Raw genomic sequence first — 15,372 nt, 5'->3', positions numbered from 1 at the left:
GTCTGCCAGGCTACCGGCGGCGACGAAGCGAAACCGACCGACGACCCTCGCACCCGCGACGACGGCCGCGAAAGGTAAGACCGAAGGGACCCCCGCCAAGTTGAGGCACGCGTCCCGTGTTCGCCCCGGAGCTACAGTCCTTGCGCCAGCCGGTAATAGGCCTGATTCCATCGCACCTCCCGGCCGAAGTCGCGCAATGTCGTGGACTGGTCGATCACGAGGAGTTCGGTGTGAGCCATCTCGGCGTAGTCCTGGAATACCTCGATGCCGACGGCAGTCGACATGACCGTGTGGTGGGCAGCGCCGGCGGTGAGCCAGGCCGCGGCGGAGGTGGCGAAGTCGGGCGCGGGGCGCCAGACGGCGCGGCCGACCGGGAGCTTCGGGAGTGCCTCGGTGGGCTCAACGACCTCGACCACGTTGGCGATCAAACGGAACCGCTCGCGCATGTCGCTCATCGCGACCACGACGGCGGGGCCGGGGGCGGCGTTGAAGACCAGGCGCACGGGGTCTTCGCGGTCGCCGATGCCGAGCGGGTGGATTTCGAGGGTGGGCTTCTCGGTCGAGAGTGCCGGATTCACCTCGAGCATGTGGGCGCCGAGGATCAGTTCGGCCCCTGGGGTGAGGTCGTAGGTGTAGTCCTCCATCAGGCTCGCGCCGCCGGGCAGGCCGGCGCCCATCACGTTGGCCACGCGCACGAGGATGGCCGTCTTCCAGTCGCCCTCCCCGGCGAAGCCGTAGCCCTGTTCCATCAGCCGCTGCACGGCGAGGCCGGGCAGCTGGCGGAGCGCGCCGAGGTCTTCGAAGCTCGTGGTGAAGGCGCTGAAGCCGCCGGCCTCGAGGAAGGACTTGAGTCCGATCTCGATCGCGGCACCGTATCGGAGCGACTCGTGGCGCTCGCCTTCCCTGCGCAATTCGGGGGCCACGTCGTAGAGGTCGTTGTACTCCGCGACTAGGGCGGTGATGTCGGCATCCGTCGCCGCGTGCACGGCCTCGGCGAGTTCGTTGACCGGCCAGGTATTCACCTGCACGCCGAAGCGCAGCTCGGCCTCGGTCTTGTCGCCCTCGGTGACGGCGACGTAGCGCATGTTGTCGCCGAAGCGGGCGAGTTTCATGCTGCGGGATGCGGCCCAACCGGCGGCCGCGCGGGTCCAGGTTCCGACTTGGTGCGTCACGGCGGGGTTGGAGACGTGACCGACGACGGTCTTGCGGGAGACGCCGAGGCGGGTCTGGATGTAGCCGAACTCCCGGTCGCCGTGCGCGGCCTGGTTGAGGTTCATGAAGTCGAAGTCGATCTCGCTCCACGGCAGTTCGACGTTGGCCTGGGTGTGCAGGTGCAGCAGCGGCTTGGTCAGGGCGTCGAGCCCGGAGATCCACATCTTCGCGGGAGAGAAGGTGTGCATCCACGCGATCAGGCCGATTACACGGTCGTCTGAGTTCGCGTTGAGCGCGGCCCGGCGGATCGACTCCGAGTCGGTGAGCACGGGCTTCCAGACGATCTTCACCGGGATGGCGCTGCTCGCGCCGAGCGCGTCGGCGATCGCCCGGGACTGCTCGGCGACCTGCCGCAGGGTTTCCGCGCCGTAGAGGTTCTGGCTGCCGGTGAGGAACCAGACTTCGTAGTGGTCGAGGGTAGTGGTGAGTGTTGGCATTAGCGCAGTGCTCCTTGAGGTGCTTGTCCGTAGACGTTCTGGTAGCGGTTGAAAAGGGAGTCGATCGCCGCTTGCGGGATCGGGATGAGGTCGCCGCCCTGGCGGGCGAGGTGCACGGTGCGGGCGACGTCTTCGACCATCACGGCGGCCTTGACGGCGTCGCGGGCATCCTTGCCGATCGTGAACGGGCCGTGGTTCTGCATCAGAACCGCGCGGGAGCGGTGGCCGGTGAGGGTGTCGACGATGCCGCGGCCGATCGTGTCGTCACCGATGATCGCAAACCGGCCGACCGGTACGGGCCCGCCGAACTCGTCGGCCATGGCCGTGATCACGCACGGAATCGCTTCCCCGCGGGCGGCCCACGCGGTGGCGTAGGTGGAGTGGGTGTGCACGACTCCACCCACCTCCGGCAGGTGGCTGTAGACGTAAGCGTGCGCGGCGGTGTCGCTCGACGGCGACCGGTCGGAACCGGTGGAGCCGGGGATGACGGCGCCGTCGAGGTCACACAGGATCATGTTCTCGGGCGTGAGATCGTCGTAGTCGACGCCGCTGGGCTTAATCACGAACAGGTCGGCGCCGGGCACCCGACCGGAGACGTTGCCACCGGTCCAGACCACGAGCCCGTAGCGGGTGAGCTCGCCGTGCAGCCGGGCGACGTCCTCACGGACACGCAGGATGGCCGCGTCGACGGCGGGGCCGAAAGAGCTCATGCCGGCACCGCCGCCGAGTCGAGCGATGCACCTGCGTCGCGCTTTAGCGCCTTCAGCCGGTGCATCACGTCGTTCGCGCCCCGGCCGAAGTAATCGTGCAGGAGCGAGTACTCGGCGAACAGTTTGTCGTAGGCCGTCGCCTCCGCGTCGTTGGGCGTGTACACGTTCTTGTTGAGCTTTCCCATGGCCTGGCCGGCCGCGCGCACATCGGGATACGCGCCGGCGGCGACCGCCGCGTGGATGGCCGAGCCGAGCGCGGGCCCCTGCCCGCTGTCTATGGTGGAAATCGGCATCCGCAGAATGTCGCTATAAGTCTGCATCAGGAACGCGTTCTTGAGTAGCCCACCGGCCACGATGAACTCGGTCACCGGAACCCCGCTCGCGTTGAAGGTCTCGACGATCGTGCGCGCGCCGAACGCGGTGGCCTCGAGCAGGGCCCGGTAGATCTCCTCCGGCCGGGTGGTGAGCGTCGTGCCCAGCACGAGCCCGGAGAGTTCATGGTCGACGAGCACCGAGCGGTTGCCGCTGTGCCAGTCGAGGGCGATCAGCCCGTGCCCGCCGACGGGCTGGTCCTTGATCAACTCGGTGAGGTGCTGGTGCACGCTCAGGCCCGCCGCCTCCGCCGCGGCGAAGTAGCGGGCGGGGACCTGGTTGTTGACGTACCAGGCAAATATGTCACCCACGCCGGACTGCCCGGCCTCGTAGCCGTAGAGCCCCGAGACGATGCCGCCGTCGACGACCCCGCACATGCCAGGCACCTCGGCGAGCCGGTCCGAGTTCATCACGTGGCAGGTCGAGGTGCCCATGATGGCCACCATCTGGCCCGGCAGCACGGCCTGGGCGGCCGGAGCGCTGACGTGCGCGTCGACGTTTCCGACCGCCACGGCGATGCCCTCCGGCAGTCCGGTCCAGGCCGCGGCCTCTGCGGAGAGGGTACCGGCGGATGCGCCCAGCTGCCCGATCTCATGGGCCACCTTCTCGGTGGCGAAGCGCGCGAAGCCGGGATTGAGCGCGGCAAGGAAGTCTTCCCCGGGGTAGGTGCCGTCCTGCAGGATGCCCTTGTAGCCGGCGGTGCAGGCGTTCCGCACATAGTGGCCGGTCAGCTGCCAGACGATCCAGTCTGCCGCCTCGACCCAGTGGTCCATCCGCGCGTAGAGTTCCGGGTCTTCCTCCAGCAGCTGGAGGCCCTTCGCGAACTCCCATTCGCTGGAAATCAGTCCGCCGTAGCGCGGCAGCCAGCTCTCGCCGCGCTCCGCCGCGAGCTCGTTGATGCGGTCGGCCTGGGGCTGCGCCGCGTGGTGCTTCCACAGCTTGACGTAGGCGTGCGGGCGGTCGGCGTACCCGGGGAGCTCATTGAGCGGGGTGCCGTCGGCGATGACCGGAACCATGGTGCAGGCGGTGAAGTCGGTGCCGACGCCGATGACCCGGGCCGGGTCGATGCCCGCGTTGGCGACGGCGGCCGGCACGGCGCTCTTCAGCACGGCGACGTAGTCCTGCGGAACCTGCAACGCCCACTCCGGCGGCAGCTTCCCGCCCGTGGCAGCGAGGGTGGTGTCCATGACCGCGTGCGGATAGTCGAGCACGGCCGAGCCGAGTTCGGCGCCGTCCGAGACCCGCACGACGACCGCGCGGCCGGACAGGGTGCCGTAGTCGACGCCGATGACGTAGGACTCGGCGCCGGATGATGTGGGCGCATCGGGTTGTGCTGCGGTCTCGCTCATGAATCGACTCCCTTGCCGGCATGCGGATACAGAACGCCAACTTCGTGCGGGATTCGCCGTTGATGATTGTTGACGTTGATGCATGTTAGCGCACTATCAGGGCGTGTCAATCAGTGATCGGTGCGCTGTTGCCACGGCTTCACTGCCGGTGGAGCGGCTGATTCCCTCTCCCTTCAGGCATTAAAAACACTGTGCATGGTGCGCTAACATGTTTCAACCAGGGATCTCCCCTCGGGAGGGGAGTGCAGATGAGCAGGGAGCCTCGACCGGGCGGCCGCAGCGTGCGCATGATCGACGTGGCGAAACTCGCCGGAGTGTCGCAGCAGACCGTGTCCCGCGTCGTTAACGGGCACAGCAACGTCGGTCCGGAGGTGCGCGAACGGGTCGAACGGGCCATCACGCAGCTGCGCTACAACCGCAATTCCGCCGCACGCGCCCTCGCGACGAACCGGTCCATGAACCTGGGCGTCGTCTCCTACTCCCTCCCGGTGCACGGGTCGGCGCTGGTGTTGTTCGGGATTGCTGAGGAGGCGCGGCGCAACGGCTACGCCACGAGCCTGGTGAGCATTCCCCAGGTCGATTCGGCGGGCATCCGTGCCGCGCTGGACACGCTCGTCGCGGACGCGGTCGACGGAATCATCGTGCTCGCCCCCATGACGGCCGCCGTCGAGGTGCTGCGCGGGCTGGACCACGAGGTGGCAATCGTGCGGTTCGAACAGGGCTCCCCGGCCAGTTCGACGGCCGTGTCGATGAACGACGCGCTCGGCGCGCGACTGGCCACCCGGCACCTGCTCGAGCTGGGCCACGAGACCGTCTGGCACGTGGGCGGCCCGCCCGGCTGGATGGCCTCGGACGCGCGCCGTACGGGCTGGCTGGCCGAACTCGCCGAGCACCGCCGAACGGTCAATCCCGAGTTCCGCACCGACGACTGGACGGCCGATTCCGGCTACCGGGCCGGCCTGGCCATCGCGGACGCCCCCTCCATCACCGCGGTCCTGGTGGCCAACGACTCGATGGCCCTGGGCGTGATCAAGGCGCTGGCCGAGCGGGGCGTCCAGGTGCCCGGCGACGTGAGCGTGGTCGGCTTCGACGACATGAGCGAGGCCCGCTACTTCCAGCCGAGCCTCACCACCGTTCGCCTCGACTTCAACGAGGTCGGCCGGCTGGCGGTGGAGCGGGTGCTGCGCCTGATGGGCGGCGAGCCCGCCGAGCTGATCCCCGTGATCCAGCCGGAACTGATCGTGCGGGGGAGCACTGCGCCCCGGCGCCCCTGACTGCACGGGAGAGGGGTGCAACGTTGTAAAATATCTGAGAACGGATGTCGACGCATCCGTCGTTCGCATACCAAAGGGGTCCTCATGGCGGCAACGCTGCACGACGTTGCGCGGATCGCCGAGGTCTCGATCAAGACGGTCTCCAACGTCATCAACGACTACCCGCATATCCGGCCCTCGACCAAGCAGCGTGTCCTCGAGGCGATTGCGGAACTCGATTACCAGCCCAACCTATCGGCCCGCAGCCTGCGCTCCGGGCGCACCGGCGTGATCGGCCTCGCCGTGCCCGAGCTGTCGCTGAGCTATTTCGCGGAGCTTGCGGATGCCGTGATCCGCTCGGCCGAGCGCCACCACGTGACCGTGCTGATCGAACAGACCGGAGGCGACCGCCGCAGGGAAATTGAGCTGCTCTCCAGCCCGCGCCGACAGATGACCGACGGCCTGCTCTTCAGCGCCCTCGGCATGGACAGTGACGACGCCGAGCACCTGAGTGTGGGCTATCCGCTCGTGCTGCTGGGCGAACGCATCTTCGGCGGACCGACGGACCACGTCACGATGCGCAACGTGGACGCCGCGCGGGCCGCCACCGAACACCTGATCAGTCAGGGGCGCCGCCGCATCGCCATCATCGGCGCGCACGAGGGGGAAATCATCGGCTCGGCCGGTCTGCGCCTGCGCGGCTACCGCGAGGCGCTCGAGGCTGCCGGCATCCCCTTCGATCCGGCCCTGATCGGCTACACGACGCTCTGGCACCGGTCGAACGGCGCGACCGCGATGCGCGAACTGCTCGCGTCGGGGGTGCACTTCGACGCCGTCTTCGGGCTCAACGACACCCTGACCCTCGGCGCCATGCGGGTGCTGCAGGAGGCCGGGCTCCGCATCCCGGCGGACGTCGCGGCGATCGGCTTCGACGACCTGGACGAGGCCCAATACAGCCTGCCGACCCTCTCCACCGTGGATCCCGGCCGGGAAGAGATCGCCGAGACCGCCGTGCGCATCCTGCTCGAACGCATCGCGGACACCGGCCCGGCCGCCCCGCCCCGGGAGATCCTGGCCGACTTCCGCGTGGTCGAACGTGAGTCCACGGGGCCCCTGACCGCCTGACCGGCATTGCCCGGATGAATCTCGGCGATTCGCTTGACAACATGCCCACGGACTCGCAATGATAAATTTACAACGTTTACCTACAACGTTGTAAAGCACCCAACGACGGCCCCTCGCCCCCGCTGGCGTCTCAGAATGACCGCACCACCTCCTGCACCACTCAGCCGCCTCACGCGCTGATCACAGTTTGAACAACGGTGTTCCAACACCGTGAGAGGAAACCAAAAACATGAAGGTCAAGTTCATGGCCGCGGTCGGCGTCATCGCCGTCGCCGCCGTCGCGCTCACCGGATGCTCCGCCGAAGGCGCCGCATCGAAGTCGAAGCCGGAAGCCTCCTGCACGAACAAGATCGTGAACAAGGATGCACCCCAGGTCAGCGTCTGGGCCTGGTACCCCGCGTTCGAAGAGGTCGTCGACGTGTTCAACACCAGCCACGACGATGTGCAGGTCTGCTGGACCAACGCCGGCCAGGGCAACGACGAATACACCAAGTTCTCCACCGCGATCGAGTCGAAGTCCGGTGCCCCGGACGTCATCATGCTCGAGTCCGAGGTGCTCTCGAGCTTCACGATCCGCAATGCCCTCGTCGACCTCACCGAGTACGGTGCCAACGATGTGAAGGACAAGTACACCGAGGGCTCCTGGAAGGATGCGTCGAGCGGCGACGCCGTCTACGCCATCCCGGTCGACGGCGGCCCGATGGGCATGCTCTACCGGCAGGATCTCTTCGACCAGTACGGCATCCCCGTTCCCACCACCTGGGCCGAGTTCGAGACCGCGGCGCAGGCCCTCAAGTCCGCCGGCTCCGACGGCGTGCTGGTCAACTTCCCGACCAACGGCCGCGCCTTCAACCAGGCACTGTTCGCCCAGGCCGGATCGGTGCCGTTCGTTTACGACTCGACCAGCCCGACCGACATCGGCATCGCCGTTGACGACCAGGGATCGAAGGACGTGCTGAACTACTGGAACGGCCTCGTGCAGAAGGGCCTCGTCACGACCGACGACGCCTTCACCGCCGACTACAACACCAGCCTGGTTGACGGCACCTACGCCGTCTACCTCGCCGCGGCGTGGGGACCCGGCTATCTGCAGGGACTCTCCGACGCCGACACGGATGCCGTCTGGCGCGTCGCCCCGCTGCCGCAGTGGGACGCCGCGAACCCGGTGCAGGTCAACTGGGGTGGTTCGACCTTCGCCGTGACCAGCCAAGCCACGGACAAGGAGCTCGCCGCCCAGGTGGCCATCGAGATCTTCGGCACCGACGAAGCGTGGAAGATCGGCGTCGAAAAGGGCGCACTGTTCCCCTCCTACGCGCCGATGCTCGACTCCGATTACTTCGTCAACCTCGAGTACCCGTTCTTCGGCGGGCAGCAGATCAATAAGGAGGTCTTCCTGACCGCGGCCGCCGGCTATGACGGCGCCACGTTCAGCCCGTTCCAGAACTACGCCTACGACCAGCTGACCGAGGAGCTCTACTCCATGGTGCAGGGCGAGCAGGACGGTTCGCAGGCGCTCGACGACCTGCAGGCCACCCTCGTGAAGTACGCGGCCGAGCAGGGGTTCACGGTCGCCGAGTAACGCGGCTCACCCCGCACTCGCTGTCGGCCGGTCTCACCGGCCGGCCGGCAGCATCCCGCAGCCCCTCAGGGCTTCGCTTGGAAAATCGCTTGGAAAAAGGATGAATTCATGGCACTCACGCCTGCGGCCACCAAGGCGGCCCCGCCGCTGCCGGTTCGGAAGCCGCGAAAAAACAGCATCGACCGGATGGACCGCAAGCGACAGCGCTGGGGCTGGCTGTTCGTCGCCCCGTTCGGCATCGTCTTCCTCACCTTCCTGGTGGCACCTCTCGCCTATGCATTCTGGATGAGCCTGCACACGAGCACCCTCGCCACCGGCACCTCCTTCACCTGGTTCGCGAACTACGCGAAGGCATTCACCGACCCGATCTTCCTCGGTGGGCTCGGGCGGGTCGGCCAGTTCGCCCTGATCATGATCCCCGCCCAGATGATCGTCGCCCTCGTGGCGGCGCTCGTGCTCGACAACCTCTCCACCGCCCTGTCGAAGTTCTCCCGACTGATGATCTTCGTGCCCTACGCCATCCCCGTCGTGATCGGGGCGCTGATGTGGGGCTTCCTCTACAGCCCCCGCTTCGGACCGGCCACCGACATCTTCGGCCTCGTCGGCCTCGCCGCCCCCGACTTCCTGTCCCAGGGCAGCATCTTCGCCAGCCTCGTCAACATCGTCACCTGGCAATGGGCCGGCTACTACATGATCATCATCTACGCCGCCCTGCGCGGCATCGACCCGGCCATCTACGAGGCCGCCCGCCTGGATGGTGCGAACGGCCGCCAGATCGCCCTACGCGTCAAGATTCCGATGATCTCCTCCTCGATGGTGATGGTGCTCATCTTCTCCCTGATCGGCACCCTGCAGTTCTTCACCGAACCACAGGTGCTCCGGGCCGTCGCCCAGGGCGCCATCCCGGTGTCCTACACGCCGAACATGTACGCGTACTCGCTCGCCTTCTCCTACAGCCAGTTCAACTACGCCGCGGCGATCTCCTTCGCGCTCGGCATCGTGGTCTTCATCGGTTCCTACCTCTTCCTCTTCCTCACCCGCAAGCAGAGCGGACTCAAATAATGGCGATTCTCACGCCCCGGACGGATGCCCCCGTGCAGCCCGCCCAGGCCGGCTCCGGTTCCCTCGTGCGCCGCCGCAACACAGCGCGCGACGGCGGCAAACGGATCGGGTCGCACATCCTGCTGCTCATCCTCGTGGTCTACTTCATCACCCCGCTGTGGTGGCTCCTCGTGGCCGCGACCAAGGACACCGCCGGGCTCTTCAGCGGCACCGGTGGGCCGCTCTGGTTCGACGAGAACTTCAACCTGTGGAACAACATCGCCGGCCTGTTCGAACACCAGGGCGGCATCTACTGGCGCTGGCTGGGCAACTCGTTCTTCTACGCGTTCACCGCCGGCATCGGCGCCACCATCCTCGCGGTGCTCGCCGGCTACGGCTTCGCGAAGTACCGGTTCCGCGGGCGCAACGCCTTCTTCGCGCTGCTGCTGGGCGCCGTGATGGTGCCCATGACGGCGCTCGTGATCCCGACCTTCGTGTTGCTGAGCAACTTCGGCCTGGTCAACACGATCTGGGCCGTCATCCTGCCCTCGCTGCTCAGCCCCTTCGGCGTCTACCTGATGCGGGTCTACACGCAGGATGCCATTCCGGACGAACTGCTCGACGCCGCCCGCGTCGACGGGGCTGGCGAACTGCGCACCTTCTTCCAGGTGGCGCTGCCGCTCCTGCGGCCCGCAATCGTCACGGTGCTGCTGCTCTCGGTGGTCGGCACCTGGAACAACTTCTTCCTGCCCCTCGCCGTGCTCAGCGACCCGAACCTGCTGCCTGTGACCGTCGGACTGAACAACTGGCAGGCGCTGTCCAACGCCGGCGCCGGCGGCGAACAGGTCTGGAACCTGATCGTCACGGGTGCCTTCGTCTCGGTGCTCCCGCTCATCATCGCGTTCCTCTCCCTGCAGAAGTACTGGCAGGGCGGCCTCTCGCTCGGCGCGCTCAAGTAGGCGGCCGGCCCGGACCCCGGGCATCCGTCGTTCGCACCCTCCCACGTCTTGACCAGCACGAAGAAAGAAACACCATGTCTACCGCCAGCCTCACCCTCGACCCGCACTTCACGGTCGGAGCCATCAACCGCCGCCTGTTCGGATCGTTCGTCGAACACCTCGGCCGCTGCGTCTACGACGGTATCTACGAACCCGGGCACGCCTCGGCCGACGCGGAGGGATTCCGCGAAGACGTGATCGACCTCGTCAAGGAGCTCGGCGTCTCGGCGATCCGCTACCCCGGCGGCAACTTCGTCTCCGGCTTCCGCTGGGAGGACAGCGTGGGCCCCCGGGCCGCGCGGCCGACCCGGCTCGACCTAGCCTGGCATTCCACCGAGACCAACCAGATCGGCCTGCACGAATTCTCGTCCTGGCTGGAGAAGGTCGGCAGCGAGCTCATGCTCGCCGTCAACCTCGGCACCCGGGGAGTGTCCGAGGCGCTCGACCTGCTCGAATACGCCAACCTTGGCAACGGCACGGATCTCGCCGAACGTCGGATCGCCAATGGGAAGCGGGATGCTTTCGGCGTGAAGATGTGGTGCCTCGGCAACGAGATGGACGGCCCGTGGCAGCTCGGCCACCGCTCGGCCGACGACTATGGCAAGATCGCGTCCCGCACCGCGAAGGGGATGCGCCAGCTCGACCCGTCGGTCGAACTGGTCGTCTGCGGCTCCTCGAGCGCGCAGATGCCGACCTTCGGTGAGTGGGAACGTGTCGTGCTCGGCCACACCTACGACGACGTCGACTACATCTCCTGCCACGCCTACTACGAGGAGAAGAACGGCGACCTTGACTCCTTCCTGGCCTCCGGCGTAAACATGGACCGGTTCATCGAATCGGTCGTCGCGACCGCCGACCACGTGAAGGCCGTGCGGGGCAGTGACAAGACCATCAACATCTCCTTCGACGAGTGGAACGTCTGGTACATCGACCGGTTCGAGGGCGTCGACAAGATCACCGGCCTCGACAACTGGCCGGTCGCGCCTCGCCTGCTCGAAGACTCCTACACGGTGGCGGATGCCGTAGTGTTCGGCAGTCTTCTGATCTCACTGCTCAAGCATGCCGACCGCGTGACCAGCGCTTCGCTCGCGCAGCTCGTCAACGTGATTGCGCCGATCATGACCGAGCCGAACGGTCCGGCTTGGCGGCAGACGACCTTCTTCCCGTTTGCGGTCACCTCGCGGCTCGCCACCGGAGTCGCCCTCGAGGTCAAGCTCGAAGCAGAGCACTACGACACCGAGGTCTACGGCACCGTGCCGCTTGTCGACGCAGTCGCGACGCATGACGCGGCGACCGGGGGGACATCCGTGTTCCTGGTGAACCGTTCACAGACCGAAGACGCCACGATCACGATCGACGTCGCCGCTCTCGGGCAAATCGGCATCATCGAGGTGCAGACCCTGAGCGACACGGATGTTTACGCCGCGAACACGCTCGAGGCCCGCGACCGCGTCGGCCTGGCCGCCAACGCGTCCGCGCTGTACGCGAACGGAGTGGTCACGCTCACCCTGCCGCCGGTCTCCTGGACGGCCCTCGAACTGCGGGCGGAGTGACCGAGCCGTCGCGGGCCCAGTACGAGATCTCCGCCCACGGCTACCGGGCCGTCGTGACGGGGATCGGGGCCACCCTGCGGGTGTTGCAGCATGACTCACGGGACCTGATCGTCAGCTTCGCGGAGGATCAGCCGATGGTCAACTTCCGCGGGGCGCTCGCCGCACCCTGGCCCAACCGGGTGGCCGACGGGCGGTACCACCTCGACGGAATGACCCGGCAGTTGCTGATCAACGAACCGTCGCGCGACTGCGCCCTGCACGGGCTCGTCTTCGACCGGGACTGGCAGCTGGTGACGCACAGCGGCAGCGAGGTTGTGCTGGGGGTGCGGCTGCCGGCCGGCGACGGCTACCCGTTCCAGCTCGACCTGGTCGCCCGCTATTTGCTCTCGGCGGAGGGGCTCACGACCACGGTCGAGGCGACGAACTCCGGCACCGGCACGGCTCCATACGGGGTCTGCCCGCATCCTTATCTGCGCGCCGGCGACTCGCCGCTGGACAGCTGGCAGCTCAGCCTGCCGGCCGGACGGTACCTGCGGGTCACGCCCGACCGGTTGCTGCCGGTCGGCCTCACCGACGTCGACGGCGGCCCGTTCGACTTCCGGCAGCCGCGCCCGATCGGTTCCGTGCAGATCGACCACGCCTTCACCGCGCTCGTGCGCGACGCCGACGGCGTCGCCACGGTTGAGCTGCGCGAGGCCGGCGGCAGCGGCGTGACCATGAGCTGGGGAACGGACTGCCCGTGGCTGCAGATCCACACCGCCGACCTGCCGGCACCGGGTATCAACCGGCTCGGCCTGGCCGTCGAACCGATGACCTGTCCGCCGGACGCCTTCAATTCCGGGACCGATCTCATCCGGCTGATGCCGGGCGAGTCCCACCGGTCGAGCTGGATCATCGCTGCCATTACGTAGCGGTGGTTGGTCGGGAGGATATTCAAGAACCGACGCTGAGAACTACTGCGGCACTGCTAGCCGTCTCAACCGGTCTCAAGTCCGGAGCACAATCGTGACGACAATCCCCAAGTCCAAGGAGTTATGACATGACAAATACCCCCACACAGCTACTGTCCGACGCCGGCGTTTCCATCTGGCTCGACGACCTCTCCCGTGGTCGCCTCCGGACGGGCAGCCTCCGGGAGCTGATTGAGCAGAAAACAGTTACCGGTGTCACCACCAACCCCAGCATCTTCCACGCCGCGATCACGTCCGGTACGGACTACGACGACGCCATTTCGCAGAAAGCCGCGGCAGGGGCCAGTGTCGAGGACACCCTCTTCGAAATCACGACCGAGGACGTTGCCAACGCTTGCGACGTCTTCCGTGCCATCTATGAATCGACGAACGGGGCCGACGGCCGCGTGTCTATCGAGGTCGAGCCCGACCTCGCGAACGACACTCACGGAACCATCGCGCGTGCGAAAGCACTCTTCGAGGCCGTTGACAGGCCCAACGTGCTCATCAAGATCCCGGCCACCCGCGCCGGCCTGACCGCGATCACGGAAACGATCGCCGCCGGCATCAGTGTCAACGTCACACTCATTTTCAGCCTCTCGCGCTACACCGAAGTGATCGACGCGTACCTCGCCGGACTCGAAAGGGCTCGTCAGGCGGGCATCGACCTGACGACAATTCACTCCGTCGCTTCCTTCTTCATCTCACGCTTTGATCTTGAAATCGACAAGCGCCTCGAGGCTATGGGCACCGCGGAAGCAGCTGCCCTCAAGGGCAAATCCGGCATCGCGAACGCCCAGCTCGCATACGAAGTGTACGAAAACGCATTCAGGACTGACCGCGCCGCCGAGCTCCTATCCGCGGGGGCCAACAGGCAACGACCGCTGTGGGCGTCCACCGGAGTCAAGGACCCTGGTCTCCTCGACACCACCTATGTCGTTGAGCTCGTCGCACCGGCTGTTGTGAATACGATGCCCGAAAAGACGCTTGACGCGGTCTTCGACCACGGTGTCGTCGCCGGCGACACGATCACGGGCTCCTACAACACAGCCAGGGAGCTGCTCAACGCAATTGCTGACCAGGGCATCTCCTACGACGAGGTCGCCGAACTGCTGGAGCGCCAGGGTGTCGAAAAATTCGTTGCTTCCTGGGACGAGCTCCTACACGCCGTCGGGAAAGCATTGGAAGTGCGGACGCCGTCGGCCTCAGTATGACCCGCTTCTGACCCGCTCCCCAGGCAGCCCACCAGGATCGGGAATCGGCTGCAGTACCTCGTACAAAGACTGGAAGTACCTTCATGTCCACGTTCCTCTGGACTTCCCTCGACGACAAAGCCGTTGATACGAGCCGCATCCTGGCTGCCGATGCAGTCGAGAAGGTGGGAAATGGGCACCCGGGGACGGCCATGAGTCTCGCACCCGTCGCCTACCTGCTGTTCCAAAAGGTCATGCGCCGTGACCCCAGTGACAGTGCCTGGCTCGGTCGGGACCGGTTCATTCTCTCCGTCGGACACAGCTCCCTGACACAGTACATCCAGCTCTATCTGGGCGGCTATGGCCTGGAGATCGACGACCTGAAGGCACTGCGGACCTGGGGATCCAAGACACCCGGACATCCGGAATACGGCCACACGGACGGGGTGGAGATCACGACAGGGCCGCTCGGCCAGGGTCTGGCCTCCGCCGTCGGATTCGCGTACGCGTCACGTTTCGAGCGAGGCCTGTTCGATCCGGATGCAGTGGCTGGCGGCAGCCCGTTCGATCACTTCGTGTACGTGATCGCCGGTGACGGTGATCTGTAGGAGGGAATCACGAGCGAGGCGTCCTCGCTGGCCGGTCACCAGCAGCTCGGCAACCTCGTGGTGATCTATGACTCGAACCAGATTTCCATCGAGGACGATACCAATATCGCGTTCACCGAGGACGTTGCCGCCCGCTACGCCGCGTACGACTGGCACGTGCAGACCGTGGACTGGAAGAAGACGGGCGACTACGTCGAAGACGTCGCAGCCCTGAACCATGCGATCGAGGCCGCCCAAGCAGAGACGTCCAAGCCGTCGATCATCATCCTCAAGACGATCATCGGTTGGCCGTCGCCCACGAAACAGAACAGCGGCAAGATCCACGGGTCGGCCCTCGGCTCGGAGGAACTCGCCGCGGTCAAGGTCGTGCTCGGCTTCGACCCGGCAGAAGCCTTCACCGTCGATCCGGCCGTGCTCGCTCACACCCGCGGTGCCATCGAGCGTGGCTGGGAATCCCGTGCCCAGTGGCAGCTGCAGTTCGACGCCTGGGCGCTGGCCCAGCCCGACCGCAAAGTGCTGCTGGACCGGGTGCTGAGCGGAGATCTACCGGAAGGAATCCAGGACGCACTACCCGTCTTCCCCGCCGGAAAGGAGGGACTGCCCCCGGTTTGGTTGACTCCTAACCTGTGGAGATTCGTCTTCGCTGGAAGGATGTCAACATGCCCAAGCCCTACCCACCCGAGTTCCGCCGNAGCCGACGTCGAGGAAGGCGTCAAGCCGGGCGTGACCGAGAAGGAGTCCGCGGAACTGCGGGATGCCAAGAAACGCACCCGGCTGCTCGAGTAGGAAGCTGAGGTCATGCGCCGGGCTGTCGCGTATCTGTCCCGGGACGTCAACCCAAAATGATCTACCCGCTGGTCCGTGAACTGGCCGTCGACGGTGTCCCCGTCACGGTGACCTGCCGGGTGTTGCGCTTCTCCAAACAAGCGTTCTACCAGTGGAAGCGCGACCCCATCTCCCAGCGCGACCGGGTCGACGCCCGTCTCACCAAC

At 66.5% G+C, this 15,372-nt stretch carries 11 protein-coding genes and 2 pseudogenes; 10 read left to right on the top strand and 3 right to left on the bottom strand.

All coding sequences use genetic code 11. The features are described from left to right. Positions 1-131 precede the first annotated feature (131 nt). From araA to araB, 3 genes are read right to left on the bottom strand one after another with little or no spacing between them, the layout of a single operon-like run. Positions 132-1,649, bottom strand: coding sequence for an L-arabinose isomerase (gene araA, locus E3O62_RS11905; protein WP_134398644.1), 1,518 nt, complete (start codon positions 1,647-1,649; stop codon positions 132-134). Beyond that, on the bottom strand, positions 1,649-2,359 hold the full coding sequence (locus E3O62_RS11900; protein WP_134398643.1) for an L-ribulose-5-phosphate 4-epimerase: 711 nt from the start codon (positions 2,357-2,359) through the stop codon (positions 1,649-1,651). The genes araA and E3O62_RS11900 overlap by 1 nt, the downstream gene beginning before the upstream one ends. Then, a complete protein-coding gene (gene araB / locus E3O62_RS11895; protein ID WP_134398642.1) occupies positions 2,356-4,080 on the bottom strand; it encodes a ribulokinase in 1,725 nt (574 codons plus the stop codon). The genes E3O62_RS11900 and araB overlap by 4 nt, the downstream gene beginning before the upstream one ends. Before the next feature lie 248 nt (positions 4,081-4,328). On the opposite strand from araB, the gene E3O62_RS11890 reads away from it, so the two are divergent. The 10 genes and pseudogenes from E3O62_RS11890 to E3O62_RS11845 form a co-directional block, all read left to right on the top strand. After that, positions 4,329-5,354 (top strand): LacI family DNA-binding transcriptional regulator, encoded by a 1,026-nt coding sequence (locus tag E3O62_RS11890; protein WP_241973462.1) that lies wholly within the window; start codon positions 4,329-4,331, stop codon positions 5,352-5,354. Positions 5,355-5,438: 84 nt separating this feature from the next. Beyond that, on the top strand, positions 5,439-6,458 hold the full coding sequence (locus E3O62_RS11885) for a LacI family DNA-binding transcriptional regulator (RefSeq protein WP_134398641.1): 1,020 nt from the start codon (positions 5,439-5,441) through the stop codon (positions 6,456-6,458). Positions 6,459-6,687: 229 nt separating this feature from the next. Continuing rightward, positions 6,688-8,037 (top strand): ABC transporter substrate-binding protein, encoded by a 1,350-nt coding sequence (locus tag E3O62_RS11880; protein WP_134398640.1) that lies wholly within the window; start codon positions 6,688-6,690, stop codon positions 8,035-8,037. Between the two features lie 108 nt (positions 8,038-8,145). Then, a complete protein-coding gene (locus E3O62_RS11875; protein WP_241973461.1) occupies positions 8,146-9,099 on the top strand; it encodes a carbohydrate ABC transporter permease in 954 nt (317 codons plus the stop codon). Further along, a complete protein-coding gene (locus E3O62_RS11870) occupies positions 9,099-10,037 on the top strand; it encodes a carbohydrate ABC transporter permease (protein WP_134398639.1) in 939 nt (312 codons plus the stop codon). Before E3O62_RS11875 ends, E3O62_RS11870 begins: the two co-directional genes overlap by 1 nt. A 74-nt stretch (positions 10,038-10,111) precedes the next feature. Continuing rightward, positions 10,112-11,629, top strand: coding sequence for an alpha-N-arabinofuranosidase (locus tag E3O62_RS11865; protein ID WP_134398638.1), 1,518 nt, complete (start codon positions 10,112-10,114; stop codon positions 11,627-11,629). Beyond that, entirely contained in the window at positions 11,626-12,540 is a 915-nt protein-coding gene (locus E3O62_RS11860) for an aldose 1-epimerase family protein (protein WP_134398637.1), read from the top strand. The genes E3O62_RS11865 and E3O62_RS11860 overlap by 4 nt, the downstream gene beginning before the upstream one ends. A 128-nt stretch (positions 12,541-12,668) precedes the next feature. Continuing rightward, a complete protein-coding gene (gene tal, locus E3O62_RS11855; protein ID WP_134398636.1) occupies positions 12,669-13,793 on the top strand; it encodes a transaldolase in 1,125 nt (374 codons plus the stop codon). An 83-nt stretch (positions 13,794-13,876) separates the two neighbouring features. Beyond that, positions 13,877-14,974: pseudogene (locus tag E3O62_RS11850) on the top strand (transketolase); the annotation flags it as partial. 141 nt (positions 14,975-15,115) lie between these two features. After that, positions 15,116-15,372 (top strand): annotated as a pseudogene (locus E3O62_RS11845) (IS3 family transposase); the annotation flags it as partial.

Source organism: Cryobacterium sp. TMT2-15-1, assembly GCF_004402345.1.
Classification (GTDB): Bacteria; Actinomycetota; Actinomycetes; order Actinomycetales; family Microbacteriaceae; genus Cryobacterium; species Cryobacterium sandaracinum.
This window is presented reverse-complemented; position numbering and strand designations above follow the sequence as displayed.

Bases quoted from the DNA above. Each gene is read 5' to 3' on its own strand.
- E3O62_RS11885 (WP_134398641.1), top strand. From the start codon at position 5,439: ATGGCGGCAACGCTGCACGACGTTGCGCGGATCGCCGAGGTCTCGATC.
- E3O62_RS11900 (WP_134398643.1), bottom strand. From the start codon at position 2,359: ATGAGCTCTTTCGGCCCCGCCGTCGACGCGGCCATCCTGCGTGTCCGT.
- E3O62_RS11865 (WP_134398638.1), top strand. From the start codon at position 10,112: ATGTCTACCGCCAGCCTCACCCTCGACCCGCACTTCACGGTCGGAGCC.
- E3O62_RS11870 (WP_134398639.1), top strand. From the start codon at position 9,099: ATGGCGATTCTCACGCCCCGGACGGATGCCCCCGTGCAGCCCGCCCAG.
- tal (WP_134398636.1), top strand. From the start codon at position 12,669: ATGACAAATACCCCCACACAGCTACTGTCCGACGCCGGCGTTTCCATC.
- E3O62_RS11890 (WP_241973462.1), top strand. From the start codon at position 4,329: ATGAGCAGGGAGCCTCGACCGGGCGGCCGCAGCGTGCGCATGATCGAC.
- araB (WP_134398642.1), bottom strand. From the start codon at position 4,080: ATGAGCGAGACCGCAGCACAACCCGATGCGCCCACATCATCCGGCGCC.
- E3O62_RS11875 (WP_241973461.1), top strand. From the start codon at position 8,146: ATGGCACTCACGCCTGCGGCCACCAAGGCGGCCCCGCCGCTGCCGGTT.
- E3O62_RS11880 (WP_134398640.1), top strand. From the start codon at position 6,688: ATGAAGGTCAAGTTCATGGCCGCGGTCGGCGTCATCGCCGTCGCCGCC.
- araA (WP_134398644.1), bottom strand. From the start codon at position 1,649: ATGCCAACACTCACCACTACCCTCGACCACTACGAAGTCTGGTTCCTC.